The sequence below is a fragment of the Alcaligenes sp. AB3 genome (genome assembly GCF_031844565.1).
Classification (GTDB): domain Bacteria; phylum Pseudomonadota; class Gammaproteobacteria; order Burkholderiales; family Burkholderiaceae_B; genus Alcaligenes; species Alcaligenes faecalis.
The window spans coordinates 308,473-328,788 of record NZ_JAUZVM010000002.1 but is presented as its reverse complement, the minus strand read 5'-3'; the positions used below and the strand labels follow the sequence as shown (position 1 = coordinate 328,788).

20 protein-coding genes are annotated in these 20,316 nt (G+C 57.5%); 10 read left to right on the top strand and 10 right to left on the bottom strand.

The genetic code is table 11. The features are described from left to right. Positions 1–17 precede the first annotated feature (17 nt). Positions 18–1,223: a gephyrin-like molybdotransferase Glp gene (gene glp / locus Q9R35_RS06590; RefSeq protein ID WP_311219568.1), complete on the top strand. Its 1,206-nt coding sequence runs from the start codon at positions 18–20 to the stop codon at positions 1,221–1,223. 79 nt (positions 1,224–1,302) lie between these two features. On the opposite strand, the gene mobA is transcribed toward glp, so the two are convergent. From mobA to Q9R35_RS06575, 3 genes are all read right to left on the bottom strand, one after another. Then, a complete protein-coding gene (gene mobA / locus Q9R35_RS06585; protein WP_042483141.1) occupies positions 1,303–1,914 on the bottom strand; it encodes a molybdenum cofactor guanylyltransferase MobA in 612 nt (203 codons plus the stop codon). Further along, positions 1,911–3,155 (bottom strand): GTP 3',8-cyclase MoaA, encoded by a 1,245-nt coding sequence (gene moaA, locus Q9R35_RS06580; protein WP_226791466.1) that lies wholly within the window; start codon positions 3,153–3,155, stop codon positions 1,911–1,913. The genes mobA and moaA overlap by 4 nt, the downstream gene beginning before the upstream one ends. Before the next feature lie 74 nt (positions 3,156–3,229). Then, the gene (locus Q9R35_RS06575) at positions 3,230–4,336 is read right to left on the bottom strand and encodes a substrate-binding domain-containing protein (protein WP_042483138.1); all 1,107 of its coding nucleotides are present in this window, start codon (positions 4,334–4,336) and stop codon (positions 3,230–3,232) included. A 201-nt stretch (positions 4,337–4,537) separates the two neighbouring features. On the opposite strand from Q9R35_RS06575, the gene Q9R35_RS06570 reads away from it, so the two are divergent. From Q9R35_RS06570 to Q9R35_RS06550, 5 genes are read left to right on the top strand one after another with little or no spacing between them, the layout of a single operon-like run. Then, on the top strand, positions 4,538–5,044 hold the full coding sequence (locus Q9R35_RS06570; RefSeq protein WP_063688699.1) for a formate dehydrogenase subunit gamma: 507 nt from the start codon (positions 4,538–4,540) through the stop codon (positions 5,042–5,044). Then, positions 5,041–6,609: an NADH-quinone oxidoreductase subunit NuoF gene (locus Q9R35_RS06565; RefSeq protein WP_063688702.1), complete on the top strand. Its 1,569-nt coding sequence runs from the start codon at positions 5,041–5,043 to the stop codon at positions 6,607–6,609. The genes Q9R35_RS06570 and Q9R35_RS06565 overlap by 4 nt, the downstream gene beginning before the upstream one ends. 13 nt (positions 6,610–6,622) lie before the next feature. After that, a complete protein-coding gene (fdhF, locus tag Q9R35_RS06560) occupies positions 6,623–9,544 on the top strand; it encodes a formate dehydrogenase subunit alpha (protein ID WP_042483129.1) in 2,922 nt (973 codons plus the stop codon). 32 nt (positions 9,545–9,576) lie between these two features. Further along, positions 9,577–10,443 (top strand): formate dehydrogenase accessory sulfurtransferase FdhD, encoded by an 867-nt coding sequence (gene fdhD, locus Q9R35_RS06555; protein WP_311219567.1) that lies wholly within the window; start codon positions 9,577–9,579, stop codon positions 10,441–10,443. After that, positions 10,440–10,691, top strand: a complete 252-nt coding sequence (locus Q9R35_RS06550; RefSeq protein ID WP_045930881.1) for a formate dehydrogenase subunit delta — start codon at positions 10,440–10,442, stop codon at positions 10,689–10,691. Before fdhD ends, Q9R35_RS06550 begins: the two co-directional genes overlap by 4 nt. A gap of 61 nt (positions 10,692–10,752) precedes the next feature. On the opposite strand, the gene Q9R35_RS06545 is transcribed toward Q9R35_RS06550, so the two are convergent. Then, positions 10,753–11,214 (bottom strand): universal stress protein, encoded by a 462-nt coding sequence (locus tag Q9R35_RS06545; protein WP_045930880.1) that lies wholly within the window; start codon positions 11,212–11,214, stop codon positions 10,753–10,755. Between the two features lie 87 nt (positions 11,215–11,301). Then, on the bottom strand, positions 11,302–11,643 hold the full coding sequence (locus Q9R35_RS06540; RefSeq protein ID WP_042483118.1) for a TIGR01244 family sulfur transferase: 342 nt from the start codon (positions 11,641–11,643) through the stop codon (positions 11,302–11,304). Between the two features lie 50 nt (positions 11,644–11,693). On the opposite strand from Q9R35_RS06540, the gene Q9R35_RS06535 reads away from it, so the two are divergent. Continuing rightward, positions 11,694–12,290 (top strand): GNAT family N-acetyltransferase, encoded by a 597-nt coding sequence (locus Q9R35_RS06535; RefSeq protein WP_080723722.1) that lies wholly within the window; start codon positions 11,694–11,696, stop codon positions 12,288–12,290. 9 nt (positions 12,291–12,299) lie between these two features. Here Q9R35_RS06535 and Q9R35_RS06530 read toward each other — a convergent pair whose 3' ends face one another. Then, entirely contained in the window at positions 12,300–13,058 is a 759-nt protein-coding gene (locus tag Q9R35_RS06530) for a ChbG/HpnK family deacetylase (RefSeq protein ID WP_270119029.1), read from the bottom strand. A 60-nt stretch (positions 13,059–13,118) separates the two neighbouring features. On the opposite strand from Q9R35_RS06530, the gene Q9R35_RS06525 reads away from it, so the two are divergent. After that, positions 13,119–13,496, top strand: coding sequence for a GtrA family protein (locus Q9R35_RS06525; protein WP_311219566.1), 378 nt, complete (start codon positions 13,119–13,121; stop codon positions 13,494–13,496). Here the strand turns inward: Q9R35_RS06525 and Q9R35_RS06520 are convergent. Both Q9R35_RS06520 and Q9R35_RS06515 read right to left on the bottom strand, forming a co-directional pair. After that, positions 13,435–15,105, bottom strand: coding sequence for a glycosyltransferase family 39 protein (locus Q9R35_RS06520; protein ID WP_233249624.1), 1,671 nt, complete (start codon positions 15,103–15,105; stop codon positions 13,435–13,437). The two genes, Q9R35_RS06525 and Q9R35_RS06520, sit on opposite strands and share 62 nt — an antisense overlap. 124 nt (positions 15,106–15,229) lie before the next feature. Continuing rightward, complete coding sequence (locus Q9R35_RS06515; RefSeq protein WP_063688712.1) at positions 15,230–16,249, bottom strand: glycosyltransferase family 2 protein; 1,020 nt, start codon at positions 16,247–16,249, stop codon at positions 15,230–15,232. A gap of 344 nt (positions 16,250–16,593) precedes the next feature. On the opposite strand from Q9R35_RS06515, the gene Q9R35_RS06510 reads away from it, so the two are divergent. After that, positions 16,594–16,998 (top strand): group III truncated hemoglobin, encoded by a 405-nt coding sequence (locus tag Q9R35_RS06510; protein WP_311219565.1) that lies wholly within the window; start codon positions 16,594–16,596, stop codon positions 16,996–16,998. Between the two features lie 2 nt (positions 16,999–17,000). Next, a complete protein-coding gene (locus Q9R35_RS06505) occupies positions 17,001–17,453 on the top strand; it encodes an Rrf2 family transcriptional regulator (RefSeq protein WP_045930876.1) in 453 nt (150 codons plus the stop codon). 182 nt (positions 17,454–17,635) lie between these two features. Here the strand turns inward: Q9R35_RS06505 and serA are convergent, their stop codons facing one another. Both serA and Q9R35_RS06495 read right to left on the bottom strand, forming a co-directional pair. After that, positions 17,636–18,844, bottom strand: coding sequence for a phosphoglycerate dehydrogenase (gene serA, locus Q9R35_RS06500; RefSeq protein ID WP_042483108.1), 1,209 nt, complete (start codon positions 18,842–18,844; stop codon positions 17,636–17,638). Between the two features lie 224 nt (positions 18,845–19,068). Then, positions 19,069–20,070 carry a cytochrome-c peroxidase gene (locus Q9R35_RS06495; protein ID WP_042483105.1) on the bottom strand — a complete coding sequence of 334 codons (1,002 nt, stop codon included), beginning with the start codon at positions 20,068–20,070 and terminating at the stop codon, positions 19,069–19,071. Positions 20,071–20,316: the final 246 nt, after the last annotated feature.

Below are 20,316 nucleotides of genomic sequence, written 5' to 3'. Positions count from 1 at the left end.
TCGAATTTATCCATCCTATGATCGAATTTGACGTAGCACAGCAAAGGCTGGCCCAGGCAGGGCAAGTTCCTACCCAAACCGAAACCTGCGATTTGTCGCAAGCCCTGGGACGCATTCTGGCCCAGGATATTCAGGCCCAGCTGGACATGCCGCCTGCCGACAATAGCGCCATGGACGGCTATGCCCTGCGTCTGGCTGATATTGCCGACGGCAAGGTACTGCCCATTCAGCAGCGCTGCTATGCCGGCGATATTCCTGAAACGCTGAAAGAGAACATGGCGATTCGCATCTTTACTGGCAGCATGCTGCCGCCCGGTGCGGATACGGTGGTGATTCAGGAAAACTGTCAGGAAGACGAACACGGCGTGCGCATTCTGGAAATGCCCGTGGCTGGCGTGAACATCCGCCGCCGGGGCGAGGACATGCGCATAGGTGAAGTGCTGATCACGACAGGCACCAAGCTGACAGCGGCCCATATTGCCCAGCTGGCTGCGCAAGGCCATGCCCAATTGCAGGTCTACCCACTGCTGACCGTCGGCATTCTGACCACAGGCGACGAGCTGACCCCAGCCGGTCAGCCCCTGAAAGCCGGCCAGATCTACAACTCCAACGCGCCCATGCTGCGTGCGCAGCTGCAAGCGCTGGGTGTGGAATCGGTTCATGCGGTGCACGCCAAAGACACACTGGAAGCCATTCAGGACGCCCTGAAAGAACTGCTGCAACACTGTGATCTGGTTCTGACCGTAGGCGGTGTCTCGGTCGGGGAAAAAGACTTTGTGAAGCCCGCCATTGAAGGCATAGGCGGCCAGCTGGATCTGTGGAAAGTGCGCATGAAGCCCGGCAAACCGCTGGCACTGGCCTACATCGCCGACAAGCCTCTGGTCTGCCTGCCCGGCAATCCGGTGTCCTCTTACGCCGTGTTTTCCTTGATGGTGTCACCGCTGATTCGTCGTCTGCAAGGCCGCCAGCAGGTGCTGCCCACCACGCGCTACGGGGTGCTGCAAGGTGAACGCCACTTTGAAGGTGACCGCGAAGAATTCATCCGCGTGCAAGTGGACAACGACAAGCAAGGCCGCCTGTTGGTACGCCCCTTCGACAATCAGGGTTCGGGCGTCATCAGCTCCTTGCCTTGGGCACAAGCGCTGGCGCGTATCCCTGCTGACTCTCATATCGCCCCCGGCGATGTGGTGCGTCTGTACGAATACAGCCAGTGGCAGGCATAAGCTCGGGCCTTTATTCACGCTTTGGCTTTACCATACAAAAACCGCCCTTCCAGGGCGGTTTTTTCTATGTGCTGTCCAATCAGGGGCTAACGGACCAGCTTTGGGCCTGATCCAGATCCTGCGGCGTATTGATATTGAAAAAGGCATGTTCCGGCGCATCGCGGAAGTCCACTTCCACCGCGCCTATGCTTTCCAGCCAGCTCATGACGCGGCGCTCGCCGCTAAGCAGGTATTCTTTCAGGCCCGCAGCCTGATCCGTGCGTATCAACAGGCATAAAGGGTGACTGCGCTCTGCCTGTGCGTAAGCAGCCACGGCTCCCTGCTCCTCAACAGCCTTGATCAGACGCTTGCCCAGATCCACGGGTACAAAGGGCAAATCCACCGGACAGGACAAGGCCCATGGGGTGTTGATCTGATCCAGCACACTGGCCAAACCCGCCAGCGGGCCCAGGTAGCCCTCCAGCTCCAGCGCATCCGGTACTACACGGCCCCAATGGACATATTGTTCAGGATTGCGATTGGCACTGATCAGAATAGTCCCCACCTGCGGACGCAGGCGACGCACCAGATGCTGGACCAAGGGCTGGCCCTGCAACAGCAGCAAGCCTTTATCGATCTGGCCCGACAAATCAAAACGCCGAGCCCGTCCGCCCGCCAGCACAATACCGCTAATGTCCTGTGTGCTTATCATCCGCCGATGTAACTCATTTCTATACGGTCACGACTCGTGGTTTGCTCACCCCGAATCTCGGAATATCGGTCTTGCCGTCCCGTCCAGACACCGTGCATATAGGCGGCTAACTGTTCGTCGGAAGCACCCGAGCGCAATTGCGCCCGCACATCATAACCTTGGGAAGCAAACAGGCACAGAAACAGACGTCCTTCAGGAGAAAGACGCATGCGCGAACAGTCCCCACAGAAGGGTTGCGTCACACTGGTAATGACGCCGACTTCACCCGTGCCATCCTTGAAACGCCAGCGGCTGGCGACTTCGCCGCGATACTGAGCGGCAACCGGTTCCAGATCGAAACAGGACTGGATGCGTTCCACAATCTCCGCGCCACTGACGACTTCTTCCAGATTCCAGCCATTGCTGTTGCCCACGTCCATATATTCAATAAAGCGCAGAATCTGACCTGAGCCTTTGAAGTGCTCCACCATGGGCAGAATCTGGTCATCGTTCAGGCCTTTGCGCACCACCATATTGACCTTCACTGGACTCAAACCCACGGCCTGCGCCTTGGCAATGCCATCCAGCACAGTGGACACGGACACGCCGCTGTCGCTAAGTTGCGTAAAGCGGGCATCGTCCAAAGCATCCAGGCTGACGGTGACGCGATTCAAGCCCGCGTCTTTCAACGCCTGTGCTTTGCGGCCCAGCAAGGTGCCATTGGTGGTCAAGGTCAGCTCTACCGGATCACCTTCCGGTGTGCGCAGCTTGGCCAGCATGGCAATCAGCACTTCAATATTTCGACGCAATAGTGGCTCGCCACCCGTCAGCCGCAGCTTGCGCACGCCCAGGGAAACCGCCTGCCGTGCCACACGCTCGATCTCTTCAAAGCTAAGCAGGGAAGAGTGAGGCAGGAACTCATAGTCCGTGCCAAACACTTCCCTGGGCATACAGTAGGTACAGCGGAAATTGCACTTGTCGGTCAGGGAAATACGCAGATCGTGAAACGGACGGTGACGCTTGTCCAGCGGTTGCCCGGACACAGCAGCAATGCGCACCGTTGGACGGCGCGCAGGTTCAGCAGCACTCGTTTGAATCCCCTGTTCGATGCCTGACAGTACAAGCCCCGATCCAGCAGGCGCCGCGTCAGTCCGCCCCGCAGATGAAGCCTCGGAGCCTGGGGAAGCCACTTCTTGATATGGCCTGGCCTGAACCTCGTCTACAGACAGCGGTTCACGTTTTGGCCCATGATCATCTCTCATGGTGTTCTCTTTCTTTCAAGGACAGGGTTGTCCCCGTCTCATGGTGTATGTGTGTTTTCGTCAAGCGAAGGGGTCTAACGCCAGAGCATGTCGGCGGCCTGGCCGAATGCCTGTTCCAGCGTCATGATCTGCCCTAAACCTCGTGGGTCGTAACCCACCAGATCTTCCATGAATTGACTATACGCGGAACCGCCAATCACGTTCATCAGTTGCTGCATAGGAGCCTTATCCAGCGCTTCTTGCTCGACCGCGATGAAATAACGCTCCTGCGCCAGGGGAATGAACTCCAGCCCGCATCGGCTGGCCGCTGTTTCCACACCCAGGCCGGTATCGGCCATGCCACTGGCGACGTGGGCCGCCACCGCCATATGCGTCAATTCTGTTGTTTCAAAGCCCAGCACCGCATTCGTGTTTACCCCTAACTGACCCAGCAGCAAGGTGGCCAGAAAGCGGGTACTGGACCCCATCTGACGGTTCACAAAGCGCACATCGGGCCGTAGCAAATCCGCCATGCCCGTGATGTTCTTGGGGTTGCCCTTTTCCACAAACAGGCCGGTTCGGCGTGTAGACAGGAAAATCAGCCGATGACGTGCGGGAGACAACCACTGCCCATAACGGCGCATGGCAGCCACCTCGAACTCGCCTACCGGAACCTGGAAACCGGCCAGATCGCAGTCCCCACGCTCCAGCGAAGCCAGCGCTTCAATCGCCGTGCGATAGCGCAGTTCCAGCGGCAAGCCATCGTGTTCGTTGGCAAAGCGCATCAAGCCTTCAATCGCAAATCCGTGACTGGCCTGAAAGCGCAAACGATCCAGAGGCTGAGCATACAAGCGGCCCAGCTCCTCTTCCAGTTCGGAAGCCATGCTTTCCAGGGTCGGCGTCAAGCGCGCGTCCAGACGCCGGTTTGCCCACAGCAAACGCTGGGCAAACTCGGTCAGCTTGGTACCTTTGCGCCGGGACGTTTCCAGCAAGGCCGCATCAAACTGTTGTTCGGCATTGCGCAACAAGCCCCAAGCATGTCTGTAGGAAAACTGGCATTCCTTGCTGGCTCCCGCCAAGTGCCCCAGTCGCTCGATGGCACCCAACAAACGCAGCACATCCCCCATGGGGAGTTCCACGCCGTCTGCATTTTCCAGAATCCATTCAGAGCGCAGCCGGGCTTTGAATTTCTGTTTGGTCATATGTTTTTGTAGACCAGTATGTTTTCGTATTTATGTTTTGTGCTGCATGTACCAAACATTATATATGCGAAATATTGCTTATTGAAGTTATGGACTTAAGTGGTTAGATTACAAGGGAAAACACTGTCAAATAATATGCACAGCTGTGCATAAAAAACATGGAGGCGCAGGCTCCCTATCCGGGCACCGCGCACACAGGACATGCAAACAACCCCTCATCACCAGGAGCAGGACCTGTCCGGTCTGACTCCTGAAGAGGTCGCCTTGCAGGCCGTGCAGGAGCACGCCGGCCAGAAGGGTAACCTGTTGCCTATTTTGCACACGATTCAGGACCGGATTGCCTGTATTCCCGAGTCCGTGGTGCCGGTGCTGGCCGAACAACTGGCCCTGTCCCGTGCGGAAATCCATGGCGTTATCTCTTTTTACGCCCACTTCCGCACCCGGCCCCACGCGACTCATACCCTGGAAATCTGCCGGGCAGAAGCCTGTCAGGCGCGGGGTGGACTGGAGCTGACGGCTCATGCCCGTCGCCGCCTGAACTGCGACTTCCATGAAAACAGCGACGACGGCCAGTACACTCTGGAACCTGTCTACTGTCTGGGCCTCTGTGCTCAGTCCCCCGCTGTCATGCTGGACGGCGTACCCCATGCACGCGTCACCCCCGAAAAACTGGACGCCCTGCTAAGCAGCCAGGAGGCGCAGTCATGAGCACCATTACCGTTTACGTTCCGCGCGACACCGCGGCGGTCGCCATGGGCGCCCATGAGATTGCCCAGCAACTGGCGGCCCAGGCTCAGGAGCGCGGTCTGGATGTGCAGATTGTGCGCAATGGCTCGCGCGGTTTGCTATGGCTGGAGCCCATGGTGGAAGTGCAAACGGCAGAAGGCCGTGTGGCTTACGGCCCTGTCCAGACTGAAGATCTGCCCGGTCTGTTCGACGCTGGTTTCCTGCAAGGCGGTGCACATAAGTTGTGCCACGGTCTGACGGACGCCATCCCCTACCTGAAGAATCAGGAACGCCTGACTTTTGCTCGCGTGGGCATTATTGATCCGGTCAGCGTGGCCGATTATCAGGCCTGTGGTGGCTTTGAAGGTTTGAGCAAAGCGCTGGCCATGGAGCCAGCCGCCATTGTGAAAGAAGTCACAGACTCCGGCCTGCGTGGTCGTGGCGGTGCCGCTTTCCCGACCGGCATCAAATGGAACACGGTACTGAACACCCCGGCACAGCAGAAATACATTGTCTGTAATGCCGACGAAGGCGACTCGGGCACGTTTTCTGATCGCATACTGATGGAAGGCGATCCGCTGTGCCTGGTTGAAGGCATGGCAATTGCCGGTCTGGCCGTCGGAGCGACCTATGGCTACATCTACGTACGCTCCGAATATCCGCTGGCCGTGCAGGCGCTGAACGAAGCCATTGTGGCGGCGCGCGCAGCAGGCTGGCTGGGCAAGAACATTCAGGGCAGCGGCTGCGAGTTCGACCTGGAAGTACGCAAGGCAGCCGGTGCCTATATCTGTGGCGAAGAAACCGCTCTGCTCGACAGTCTGGAAGGCAAGCGCGGTGTGGTGCGTGTGAAACCGCCTCTGCCTGCCATCAAGGGCTTGTTTGGTCAGCCTACGGTCATCAATAACGTGGTGTCGCTGGCTTCCGTGCCGGTGATTCTGGCCAAGGGCGGTGCCTACTACCAGAACTACGGCATGGGCCGCTCGCGTGGCACGCTGGCCTTCCAGTTGACCGGCAATCTGCAAAACGGTGGCCTGGTGGAAAAAGCCTTTGGCGTCACCCTGCGTGAATTGCTGTACGACTACGGTGGCGGCAGCGCCAGCGGTCGTCCCTTGCGTGCAGTACAAGTCGGTGGCCCCCTGGGAGCCTATCTGCCCGAACACCAGTGGGATGTCCCGCTGGACTACGAAGCCTACATGAAGATCAATGCCATGGTCGGTCACGGTGGTCTGGTGGCCTTTGACGACACAGTAGACATGGCCCACATGGCGCAATACGCCATGGAGTTCTGTGCCATCGAATCCTGTGGCAAATGTACCCCCTGTCGCATTGGCTCTACGCGTGGCGTGGAGACCATCCAGAAGATCCGTCGCCGCGAAGATATGGACAACCATGTCGAGCTGCTGCGCGACCTGTGCGACACGATGTTCTCCGGGTCCTTGTGCGCCTTGGGCGGCATGACCCCTTATCCCGTCCTGTCCGCGCTGGAACACTTCCCCCAGGATTTTGGACTGGCCCCGCAAACCGAGCAGGACCTTGCCAAGGTCTAAGACGGAGATCACCATGAAAGAAACAGTCGCCGTACGCGAACGTGACCTGGGCACCCCAGCCTCGACCCAGACCGAGATGGTCAACCTGACCATTGACGGCAAATTGATTGAAGTGCCCGTTGGCACTTCCGTGATGCACGCGGCCGCCTTGGCCGGTATCAATATTCCAAAGCTGTGCGCCACCGATTCACTGGAAGCATTTGGCTCCTGCCGTCTGTGTCTGGTGGACATTGAAGGCCGTCGCGGCCACCCTGCTTCCTGCACCACCCTGGTGGAAGAAGGCATGGTTGTCCAAACCGAAAACGACACCCTGCACAAGCTGCGCCGCAATGTGATGGAGCTGTACATCTCCGATCACCCCCTGGACTGCCTGACCTGTCCTGCCAATGGCAATTGCGAACTGCAAGACATGGCCGGTGTGGTGGGCCTGCGCAGCGTGCGCTATGGCTTTGATGGTGCCAACCACCTGGACGACAGCACCGACAACTCCAACCCTTACTTTGCCTACGACTCCAGCAAGTGCATTGTCTGCAATCGCTGCGTACGTGCCTGTGAGGAAGTTCAGGGCACCTTTGCACTGACCATCGACAAGCGTGGTTTTGAATCGCGCGTCACCGCCGGTCAGAACGATGGCTTCCTGGGTAGCGATTGCGTGTCCTGTGGTGCTTGTGTCCAGGCCTGCCCGACCTCTTCCCTGATGGAAAAATCCGTCATCGATCTGGGGCAACCCGAACACGCCGTCATCACCACCTGCGCTTACTGCGGTGTGGGTTGCGGCTTCAAGGCCGAGATGAAAGGCGACAAGGTCATTCGCATGACGCCCTGGAAAGACGGCAAGGCCAACCGTGGTCATGCCTGCGTGAAAGGCCGTTTCGCCTGGGGGTACGCCACTCACCAGGACCGTATCCTGAGCCCCATGATACGCAAGAGCATTACGGACCCTTGGCAGGAAGTGTCGTGGGACGAGGCCATTAATTATGCCGCGTCCGAGTTCCGTCGCATTCAGGATCAGCACGGTCGTGACGCCGTGGGCGGTATCACCTCCTCGCGTTGCACCAACGAAGAAACCTATCTGGTGCAAAAGCTGGTTCGTGCCGCCTTTGGTACCAATAACGTGGACACCTGCGCCCGCGTCTGTCACTCCCCTACCGGCTACGGCCTGAAGATGACCCTGGGTGAGTCCGCCGGTACGCAAACCTTTGACTCGGTGATGCACACCGACGTGGTGATCGTGATGGGTGCAAACCCCAGCGCCGCCCACCCCGTATTTGCATCGCGCCTGAAACGCCGCTTGCGCCAAGGTGCCCGCCTGATCGTGATCGACCCGCGCCAGACCGAACTGGTCAGCTCGCCGCACATCCAGGCCGACTACCACCTGCCCCTGCGTCCAGGCACCAACACCGCCATGCTGACCGCCATGGCCCACGTTATCGTCACTGAAAATCTGGTGAACGAGGCCTATGTGGCCGAGCGCTGCGATACCGCTGCCTTCAATGAATGGCGCAGCTTTGTCAGCCAGCCCCAGAACTCGCCAGAAGCCATGGCCGAGATCTGCGGTGTATCTGCCGACGACATCCGTGGCGCAGCCCGTCTGTACGCCACCGGCGGCAACGGCTCGATTTACTACGGTCTGGGCGTGACTGAACACAGCCAGGGTTCCACTACCGTGATGGCCATTGCCAACCTGGCCATGGCAACCGGCAACGTGGGCCGCGAAGGCGTGGGTGTGAACCCGCTGCGTGGTCAGAACAACGTGCAAGGCTCCTGCGATATGGGCTCCTTCCCGCACGAGTTCCCTGGCTACCGTCACGTCTCCGACAACAGCGTACGTCAGCAATTTGAAGAGGCCTGGGGCGTGTCCCTGCAATCCGAACCCGGCCTGCGCATTCCCAATATGTTTGACGCCGCCTTGAGTGGCAGCTTCAAGGGGCTGTACTGCCAGGGCGAGGACATTGTTCAGTCCGACCCGAACACCCAGCACGTGGCCGCCGCCATGGCCGCCATGGAGTGTGTGGTAGTGCAGGATCTGTTCCTGAACGAAACCGCCAAGTACGCCCACGTGTTCCTGCCCGGTTCGTCCTTCCTGGAAAAAGATGGCACCTTCACCAACGCCGAGCGCCGTATTTCCCGCGTACGCAAAGTGATGGAGCCCAAGGCGGGCATGGCTGACTGGGAGGTCACCTGCGCCCTGGCCCGGGCTCTGGGCTACCCCATGAGCTACGAGCATCCCGGCCAGATCATGGACGAGATCGCCCGCCTGACACCGACCTTTACCGGCGTGTCCTACGATCGCATCCAAGAACTGGGTGGCAGCGTGCAATGGCCTTGCAACGAGCAAGCGCCTGAAGGCACCCCCACCATGCACATCGACGAGTTCGTGCGTGGCAAGGGTCGCTTCATGCTGACCCAGTACGTGCCTACCGAAGAGCGCAGCAGCCGCAAGTTCCCCTTGCTGCTGACGACCGGCCGCATCCTGTCGCAATACAACGTGGGTGCACAAACCCGCCGTACCGACAACGTGGCCTGGCATGCAGAGGACTTGCTGGAAATTCACCCGGTAGATGCTGAAGATCGTGGCATTCGCAGTGGCGACAAAGTCTCGGTCAAGAGCCGTGCGGGCGAGACTGCCTTGCGGGCGACAGTGACCGAACGGGTGCAGCCAGGGGTGGTCTATACTACTTTCCACTTTCCCGAGTCGGGCGCCAACGTGGTCACCACCAATAACTCGGACTGGGCAACCAACTGCCCCGAGTACAAGGTGACGGCCGTGCAAATTCAGCGCGTGACCTCCGAGTCGGCCTGGCAAAATCGCTGGAACCGTTTCCACGATATTCAGCAGCGTCTCCTGCAAGGCGAGACCCTATCGGCCGAAGACTTGGCCCATGCGGATCACAGCCACCAGCATGAGCCTGACGAGGCCGTCGCGAAAGTATGATGCGTCTAAACAGGCCCTAAGGAGTTGCCCACGTGAGCCAGGCAGATTTTCGTGATGCCAGCGCCCCTGCCACCGTATGGCGGCAGGCGCGTACCCCAGCTGAAGCACAAGCTGACACCCTGCCCCAAGAGGATCAGGATGCGCTGGCGCGCGAACAGGCCGTTGCCCTGGAATTCAATGGCATCAGCCATAGTGCCTTGTTGTGCAGCCCCAGTGATCTGGAAGATCTGGCCTATGGATTCTCCATGACCGAGGGCATTATTCGTACAGCTGACGATATACGCGGCGTGGATGTGCTGGAAGGCGAGCGCGGCAGCCTGCTGCAAATCGAGATTGCCAGTGCCTGCCAGCATCAGCTCAAGGCGCGTCGCCGCCAGTTGGCCGGTCGTACGGGCTGTGGCCTGTGCGGTCTGGAAAGCCTGGACGAGGTACGCCGCCAGCTACCCCGTCTGGACGCCCCCGAGCACAGCCCCGATGCCGCCGCCATCTTCCAGGCGCTGGATGCCTTGCGCTCCAGCCAGCCTTTGCATCAACTGACGGGGGCTACCCACGCCGCTGCCTGGTGCAATCTGCAAGGCGATATCCTGGCCGTGCGCGAGGATGTAGGCCGCCACAACGCGCTGGACAAGCTGCTAGGCCACATGCTGCGCAACAATATTGATCCCCGCTCTGGCATAGTGCTGATCTCCAGCCGTGCCAGTTTCGAGATGGTCCAGAAGGCCGCTGCCATGGGCATCAACTTTGTGGTGGCGGTCTCCGCCCCCACCGCCTATGCCGTGCAGATTGCCGATGAACTGGGTGTCATGCTGGCCGCCTTTGCCCGTGACCGCAGCTTCACGCTGTACAGCCATCCCCACTACCTGAATTCTGCCGAGTCACGCTCGGCCACATCACCATGAACATTGTTCCTTTGATTCCCATGGCCAACCAGATCGGTCAGTTCTTTGAAATCCTGAGCAATCGGGAACAAGGACTGCGCGAGATTGCGGAACATATCCAGAAGTTCTGGGACCCACGCATGCGCCGCTCCCTGCTGGATTTTGTAGCGCAAAACCCTAGCGGTAAAAGCGAAGATGGCGAGCTGTTGCCTATTGTTCTGCAGGCAGTCGTGACCCATAAACAGCAACTGGAACCGCGCAGCCAATAAGCCTTGCCGCAGACACAAAAAAACCCGCCTAGGCGGGTTTTTTCTTTGGGCTGAAAAACGATTAATCGTTTTCTTTGACGCGGTACACCAGCACGGTGTTCTTGGCCATATTCAGCACCTTGATGGTCACGCTACCCAGCAACAGGCGGGACAGACCACTGCGGCCGTGACTACCGATAAAGATCAGGTCGCAACCTTCTTGCTCGGCAACCTGGACCACACCGTCGGCCACGTTGAAGTTCGATACGGATTTACCGGTTGCCTTGACGCCAGCAGTCTCGGCACGGTCCAGAATCTGTTGCAGGTATTTCTGCGACTGTTCTTTGGCGGTCTTGTCGTAGTCCTCGTCGGTGATGGCGTACGCAGCAGCCATACCATCAAAGCCAACTGTGGCAGCAAAAGGCTGCGTCACGTGCAAAGCCAGAACCTCGGCACCAATTTGGCGGGCAAAAGTCACGCCTTTGTTGGCCGCTTGGGAGGAGAGCTCGGAACCGTCAGTTGGAATCAGAATTTTCTTGAACATGGCATAACCCCTTTGAATGGAGACAGATAGCTTACCGCTGCATACAGGCACAGGACAAGCTAGTACAGACCTGAACCTTGAGCCAGGTCAGGATTCGTTCAATGCACGGAACAATACAGCACAACGAGTACCGGTGCGACAATAGGCCAGAGTCGGGCTCGGTAAAGCTTCAAGCAATTGACCAAAACGGGCAACATCAGCAGAAGTAATAGCGCTACCCACCACTGGCTGATATTCCACCTGCAAGCCTGCGGCTTGAGCGGCCTGCATCACGTCTGCCGACAGAGGCTGGTCGGGACCACCCTCCATGTCGGGTCGATTGATGATGACGCTTTTAAAACCGGCATCGGCCACGGCTTGCATGTCCTCTCCCGATAACTGCGGCGCGACGGCCAATTGCTCGGTCAAAAACTGGTGTGGGAAGGACATAGAAACTCCTGAAATCGGGATAAACTAAATCAGTTCAAAGGAAAAATAGTATGTTCCCCCCCGAGAGTACGCAAGCCCCTTTCTCTGCGTCCCTGCCACAAGGCAATCACGCCAGCGCCTTGCTGATACGTCACGCGACCTTGGGCGATATGGCAGCGGTACAAAGCATCTATGCCTATCACGTGCTGCACAGCACGGCGACCTTTGAACAAAGCCCGCCCGACGAACAGGAAATGGGTGCCCGCTATATACAAGTGCGCGAGCAAAACTTGCCCTGGCTGGTCGCGGAACTGGACGGGCAGATCGTGGGCTATGCCTATGCAGGCACGTACCGCTCCCGCCCTGCCTATCGCTTCACGGTAGAAGATTCCATCTATCTGGCTCAAGGTCAGATTGGCAAAGGTCTGGGCAAGGCCTTGCTGGAACAATTGCTGCTGGAGTGCGAGAAAGGCCCGTGGCGGCAAATGGTGGCCGTCATCTCCGGCCATGACAGCCGTGGCTCGATTGCCCTGCACCGTTCGCTGGGCTTTGCCCATGTGGGTACTCAGCCAGCCGTGGGCTATAAATTCCAGCAGTGGATTGATGTGGTCATCATGCAGCGCAGTCTGGGCGAAGGCAGCCAAAGCCAGCCTGCCCAATCGGCTTAATCTTCTTTCTCAGGCAATACGCAGGCTGTACTGCTCCAGCCACTGCTGCATGTCAGAACCTGCCAGCACTTCATACTCCGCCAGGCGTTGTAAGCCCACAGGATCGTCCTGCACGCTGCTCAGGGAGGGATGGCACATCATGCTATCCCCGTGCTGCATCACGGCCAGCCAGGCCTTGACCAGGGCGCTGTAGCGCTCCTTGCCACCCTGAAAGTCGTACACCCCGGTAAAGCTGGTATTCATGGTGACGCCCTTGGCTCTGGCCAGACGCAGCAAATCTCTGGAACCTAGCCCGGCAATAATCTGCGCCTTGAATCGGTCTTTAAACGCAAAACCCGTGGCCAGACGCTGGGCGCCGGTATAGCGCAGCCAGGGCATGGAAGCGGCATAACGACGCTCCATTTCCACCAGCAAGGCCTCGCGTATCATGGGTAGTTGATGCACATGCTGATGCCCATCTATATAGTCCGGACCCTGCCCCATCACCTCTTCAAAACGGTCCAGTTGACGGGCCACGCTGTCCTTGACCTTCTGACTGTCCAGACGATGTAACAGGCTACGGATAATCACCTGCTTGAGCGGCATGGCATACACGCCCTTCTGGGAGGCAAACTCGGTAAAATTCAGGTGCAAACCTTTTTGCAGCGTGCTCTGGCGCAGTGCTGGTGCATTTTGCACAAAACTGTCCCCATCAACCAGGCAGGATGTTCCTGTCAGGCGTCGGGCCTGGGCCAATTTCAGTATGGCCTCGTCCACGGCAGGGGCCATCCCAAAATCATCCGCGCATATACTGATCTGCCTGTCCTTGGCCACTGCTCGCTCCGCTTTATGTCTCGTCAAATCATTCTGTTCATTCTGGTCGGCACCCTGGCCGCCTTCACACACTGGGGCATTGTAATCGCCCTGGTGCAAACGCTGAGTCTGTCGCCCTTGCTGGCCAATCTTTTTGGCTGGCTGATTGCATTTCTGGTGTCTTTTGGCGGCCACTACTGGCTGACTTTCCGTTCCCAGAATGCCAGTTTTCTGCCCGCGCTGACACGTTTTTTTCTGGTGTCCGCCGCTGGCTTCGCGGTGAACGAAGCCAGCTATGCGTTTTTGCTGAATCACTCCGGTCTGCGCTACGACTTGCTGCTGGGCCTGATTCTTATCGGCCTGGCTGTGCTGACGTTTCTGGCGGGGCGACTTTGGGCGTTTCGCCGCACATAAGCTCGTACTCATCATGATCAAAGCGCCACAGCGCGATACGCTGATCCTCATACAGGCGCTGGGCATGATTGAGCACCTGACTTTGACGGACGGCATCTGGCGAACCGATCAGCCAGACCACCGCCTTGCTGTCCCGACATAGCTGCTGACGCAAGGTTTCCCGGTCGATCAAGGTCATCGTCCCACGCTGCGGCTCAAAACGGGCCGCTTCCAGCAGCTCTTTACGCCAGCTATCGGTACGCATGATCTCCGGATCATCCCAGCGCCCCACGACGCTGATGTTCTGCAGGCCCGGAACGTAAAAGCCCAGGTCATAGCGATAGTTATTCAGAAAGACGACCCGATCGCCCTTTTGATATTCACTGGCCAGCACACGACCCAGGGCCTGGCTGTTGACCTGTGGGCGCAGCATCATCGTCACCACGGCAATCGCGCAAATCGCTACGCAAACGGCCAGACTCCAGACGGCCAAGCGCTCTACCTTGGCTTCTCCATCCCGCTGGCTGCGACGAATCACCACATCGGCCAGGAAGAACGCCCAAGGACCAATCGCAGGCAAGACATAGCCCACCAGCTTGGACGCAGGAATGGAAAAGAAAATCAGCACGGTCAGCAGGGCAGACAGCATCAAGCCACGTATCGCTCCCAGACCATCGGCAGTACTGGCAGAACCACGAAGGCGCTTGAGCAAGAGTGGCGTCCAACCCAAGGTGGCAACGGGCATCAGGGCAAAGTAGAACCAGAAAGGCTGAGGGTTGTTGAAACCGGTTTCCAGAAAACGCTGGAAGTGCTGGTAGACGATGTAATAGTCAAAGAAGCCCGGATAGCGCGCCTGCATGGCCCACATCCAGGGCGTGGCAACCAGCAACAGGACACCCAGGCCGGTCAAGGAAAACAGACGCAGCAAGATACGCCACTGCCCTCGGCCCAGCAACCAGAACACCAGAATGCCGCCGGGAATCAAAATCCCGATCAAGCCTTTTGCCAGAAAGGCCAAACCGGCGGTGGCATACAGGCCCATCACGGCCCAACGATAGGAATGCCCCTGCTCCACCTGCAAGGCAGCGTGGCCACCCAGCAGCACACAACTGCTGATCAAGGCCGCCACCGTCATGTCCAGGTTAGCGTAATGGGAGGCCCCAAACAGCAAGGGGCTGCTGAGCAGAATCAAGGCTGTCCAGCCCGCATGTTGCAAGCTGGCATGACGCTTCAGGAAGGCATGCATACCGGCAATCAGCAAGGCTGCCATCAAGGCAGGCACCAGACGAGCGGCTACAAAATTCACACCCAGCACTTTCAGGCTCAAGGCAGTGAGCCAGTAATGCAAAGGGGGTTTATGAAAAAACGGCAGGCCATCCAGCCGCGGCACCAGATAATCACCCGACTCCAGCATGGACAAGGCCACGCCGACATAGCGCCCCTCGTCCGGAATCAACAGAGGATAGACCCCCAGGGTCAGTGCAAACCACAGCAGCGCCAGCAAGCCCACGGACAGGCTGGAAAGTGTGCCCAGGCGCTGTACGCCCAGACTCAGCCAATAGGCTGGACCCCGCGCGTGCCCGAGTGGCACGGTTACGCCAGCAGGGGGAAAAGAATTTTCGATACTCATCGTCTATAGCCAAACCAAAGGGGTTAGGCAGCCACCGTCGTGGCTGTCAAAACGATTCAGAATATCGATGTAGCGTTCAATTACACTTGAGAGCAAAACGGCAATTAAACGACCGGACTGGCTCTCAGTCCTGTTGCTGCGTCTGGCTCTGGGTGCTGTCTTGACCCTGGCTTGGTGCAGGCGGCTGCCCCGAAGCCAAACCCTGCCCCCGGCGACGATGCACCAGATACAGGGGCCGGTGCTTGACCTCGGCAAAGATGCTGGCGACATACTCGCCCACCACCCCCAACGAGAGCATATTCACACCCGCAAAAAACAGTACCACCGTAATCAAGGTAGCCCAGCCGCGGACAGCATCTCCATACAGCAAATGCTTGAAGATAATGAACAAGCCGTAGCTGAAAGACAGCATGGCCAGCACCGCGCCCAAGAAACTCAACAAACGAAGCGGCCAGGTAGTGAAAGCCGTCAAACCGTCCACCGCGAAACGCAACAACTTGGTGGGGCGAAATCGGCTAACTCCATGCAAACGCTCGGATGGCGAGTAGTAAATAGGCTCGGACGGAAAACCCACCCAGGCGAATAGCCCCTTCATGAAGCGGCTACGCTCGGGCAAGGCCATCAAGGCATCCACTACACAGCGATCCATCAAGCGAAAATCGCCTGCATCACGCGGCACACGCAAGCCATTGGACGTACGCATCAACTTGTAAAACAAGCTGGTGCCCACCCGCTTCATCCAGGTCTCGTCGTCGCGGGTTTCCCGCACGGCATAAACCATTTCCAGCCCCGTAGACCAACGCTCCAGCATAGCTTCGATCAAGGCAGGAGGATGCTGCAAATCCGCATCCATGCACACGACCACCTGCCCACGACTGGCTTCCAAGCCTGCCGTCAACGCCGCTTCTTTGCCGAAGTTGCGCGATAACTGCAGATACACCAATTGAGGATAGGTTTGACGCAATTGCTCAATAACCAAAGGCGTGGCATCAGTGCTGCCATCGTCAACGAAAATGATTTCAAAATCCGGGACCAATTCGCACAACTTCGCCACCAAGACCGGCATTAATGCGGGCAGGTTCTCTGCTTCATTCAAACCAGGGATGACACAAGAGAGCGTCTGGGCCTGTCTTTTTTTAATCATTATTCCTTGAGCACGAAGCTGTAACAAAAGCGAGGTCTAGCCAACAAAAAGTAATCGTAGCCTGCCAGACCGCCTAGTGCAATTTGCCTTCCGTGATACTTGTCTTCCATAAAAGAGCACAATTCAAGACTCGCGCTTCCTTTGCAAGTCGAGCACTTGAGCTGAACATCTAAAATACAACATCCATATTCTGAAACATGCGGCCAGTGTAGAAAAGCAAGCGTTGAATCTGCGTGAAATTCAGTGTGGAACCGTTCTCGATGCAGCGGTTTTCTTTCCGGCTTGACCCCGGTGAGTCATACCAATAAGATAGATAAAATATATATCTTTAAATTCAAAATATTATGGCTCTCAATGCTTTGTGTACCCGCCAGGAAATTCATGACCTGGTCTGGGACTTTTATGATCGCATCCGCATGGACGATGTCCTTGGCCCGATTTTCTCCGACCGCATCAAGGATTGGGATACGCACCTGGGTGTCATGGAAGAGTTCTGGTCGTCCCTGCTGCTCAAGACCGATGGCTTCAATGGCAACCCCATGGCCAAGCATTTGTCGCTCCAGCATATTCAGGCCAGCCACTTTGAACAATGGCTGCGTCTGTTCAAGGAAACTTGTCAGGAACGTGAAAACCAGGCCATGGCGGAACTGGCGCTGGAATACGCCCAGCGTATCGCCCGCAGCTTCTGGTTTGGCTATCAGTTCCAGCACAACCCCACCAAAGTGGCCAGCGAGCTGCAACTGCCCTGATCATGCGCCTGACCAACCTTACCGACTATGCCCTGCGTCAATTGATGTATCTGGGCCAGAACGAAGACAGGCTCTGTACCATCGCGGAAATTGCCCAGTACCACCAGATTTCCCAAGCCCACCTGATGAAAGTCACCCACCTGCTGTCCAAGGGCGGGTGGATTCAGACGCAGCGCGGGAAAAATGGCGGCATGCGTTTGGCGCGTGCGCCCGAAGACATCAACCTGGGCGAGCTGGTGCGCTATACCGAAACGGATCTGGCAGTGGTGGAATGTTTGGGCAGTGGCACCCACTGCATCCTGAGCGGTCGATGCAACCTGAGCAATATCCTTAAACAGGCGCTGGTCCAGTTCCTGAGTTATCTGGATAACTACACCTTGCGCGACATTATTGTTCCCGGCAGCAGCCCAGAACAGACGATTGCCTGGCCCACCAAGTCGATGCACTCGGCCTGATAGCAGACGGACGGATAGCAGACGGACGGATAGCAGACGGACGGATAGCAGACGGACGGATAGCAGACGGACGGATAGCAGACGGACGGATAGCAGACGGACGGATAGCAGACGGACGGATAGCAGACGGCCCCGGATTCTTTTGAATCCGGGGCCGTTTGTTCAGGGTCTGACTACCCGCTTTAAGCCGGGAAAATCAGATCGCTACGGACAGTACCGGGGTGGGCGCGCACAGCGTCCAGCAAGCCTTGCTCGGGCACACGATCCAGGTCCGTCATGGCGTAACCCAGCTCGCCTTGCGTTTGCAGCTGCTGGCGGGTGATGTTAATACCGTGCTGGGCCAGAATATTGTTCAAGCCACCCATCGCGCCGGGAACGTTGCGATGAACATGCAACAGGCGCACAGCCCCCTGGATATCGTAGTACGACACTTCAGGGAAGTTCACTGCGCCCTTGGTAGCACCACTACGCAAGTAGCTGACCAGTTTCTCGGCCACTTCACGGCCAATATTCTCTTGCGATTCCTGGGTGCTACCGCCAATGTGCGGCGTCAGAATCACGTTGGGCATGCCAATCAAGGGGCTCTTCAAGGGCTCGTCCACGCTTTTCGGCTCAGTGGGGAACACGTCCAGTGCAGCGCCTGCCAGATGGCCGCTGACCAAGGCCTGATGCAGGGCATCAATATCCACGACGGTGCCGCGCGATGCGTTGATCAGGATGGAACCTGGCTTCATCGCTGCGATCGTCTCGGCATTCATGATGTTATGCGTGCCCTGCCCGCCTGGCACGTGCAAGGTGACCACATCGGACTCGGCCAGCATTTGCTTCAGGCTGCCATAGACACGGGCATTGCTCAGCGGCAGTTTGGATTCCACATCATGGTAGAGCACGCGCATACCCAGCGCTTCGGCCAAGGTACCGACCTGAGAACCAATATTGCCGTAACCAATCACGCCCAAGGTCTTGCCACGGATCTCGAAAGCGCCATCGGCACTCTTGTCCCAGAAACCCTGGTGTACACGCAGGTTCTTCTCGGGGATGCGACGCAGCAACAAGATGGCCTCGCCCAGCACCAGCTCGGCAACGGAGCGGGTGTTGGAGAACGGCGCATTAAAGACTGGTACGCCATGGTTCTGGGCCTGGTCCAGATCCACCTGGTTGGTACCAATACAAAAACATCCCAGTACTTTGAGCTGGTCTGCGTGCTCCAGCACCCGGCTGTCAAACTGGGTACGGGAACGAATTCCGACAACTTCGGCGCCTTTGACAGCGTCCAGCAGCTCCTGACCCGACAAGGCTCCCTTGTAGGTCTGAATATCGGTCAAACCAGCAGCCTCAAAAACTTCACGGGCGCTAGGATGAATGTTCTCAAACAGGACAATGCGACTCATGATGGTTCCAGTCATTGAAATAGTATCTAAATGGTACTATTTTTTTAGCCCGCCTGATCGAGCATCAACAATAGCAGCAGGGGATTCAAGCCTGACTGGCAGTCCAGGACGATGAATCCAATGCCAAATACAAAAACCCAGGCTCAGAAAACAACATCCAAGACCTGGGTCATACAAAGGCAGCTCAAGCTCTTAAAAGCGCTTGCTGCCTGCACAGACTGTTATCAAGAACCAAATGGCACTGGACGAGGCGTGTTGTCACGCGACGGAGGCAGGATTGGCAGCATGATTTCAGGCTGTTTGCCCGTCAGCGTTTTCAGGAACGCGACGATCTGGGCATTTTCTTCTGCGGTGAAACTGCGACCCAACTGCAGACGACCCATTGTATCCACGGCTTCGGTCAAAGTATTGACCGCACCGTCGTGGAAGTAGGGGTAGGTCAGCTCGACGTTACGCAAGGTAGGTACCTTGAAGTTGAAACGGTCGGCATCCTTGCCCGTCACAGCCGCACGGCCTTCGGCAGGGTTATTCGTCTGGTAAGGCTCGATCAGACCCATTTTCTGGAAGGACGTACCACCCAGGTTAGGGCCATTGTGGCAAGCCACGCAACCACTACCCTTGAACAGCTGGTAGCCGGCCAGTTCCTGATCGGTAATGGCTTTCTTGTCGCCCTTCAACCACAGGTCAAAGCGCGAATCGGGTGTAACCAGGGTTTCTTCAAAGGCAGCAATCGCGGAGGTAACTTCATCAATACCGAAGTCGGCCTTGCCAAAGACTTGCTTGAACTCGGCCTTGTACTCGGGGATGGAGCTCAGGAACTCCATGGCCAGTTCGTGCGTGAACGCCATTTCCTTGGGGTTGGCAATCGGGCCACCGGCCTGCTCTTTCAAATCGCTGGCGCGGCCGTCCCAGAACTGGGCCAGGTTCAGGCTGGAGTTCAAGACCGTAGGCGAGTTGATGGGGCCTTCCTGCCAGCGGTCACCGATGGAGGTACGGATATTGTCGGTACCGCCCATGCTCAGGTTGTGACAGGAATTACAGGAGATAAAGCCCGAACGGGACAAGCGGGGTTCAAACCACAGCTTTTTACCCAGTTCAACACGTGCTGGGTCTGTAACAACAGCGGCGGGAATCGGCTGTACAGGCTCATTTTCCTGGGCTTGCGCGGCGCTGCCGAGCAGTAAACCGGCGGCCAGAGCAGAGAGAGTGAACAGGCGTAATTTCATAACAACTTCCTTATGGGATGACAGAGCTTCCTGCCAGTGAGGTCCGGGTAGGACCCATAACCCTGCTGGCCTTATGGACATCGTAAGGAATGCCATTTCATTACACATTGATACATCGCAAGGAAAGAATCTTTCCTGAGACCCTTAGGGAACTTTCAAAAGAAAGTGCAACTACTCCGCAACATTCCCCTGGAGCGCCTTGACGAAAGGCATAAAAAATGCCGCCTGCGATCAAGCAGGCGGCAC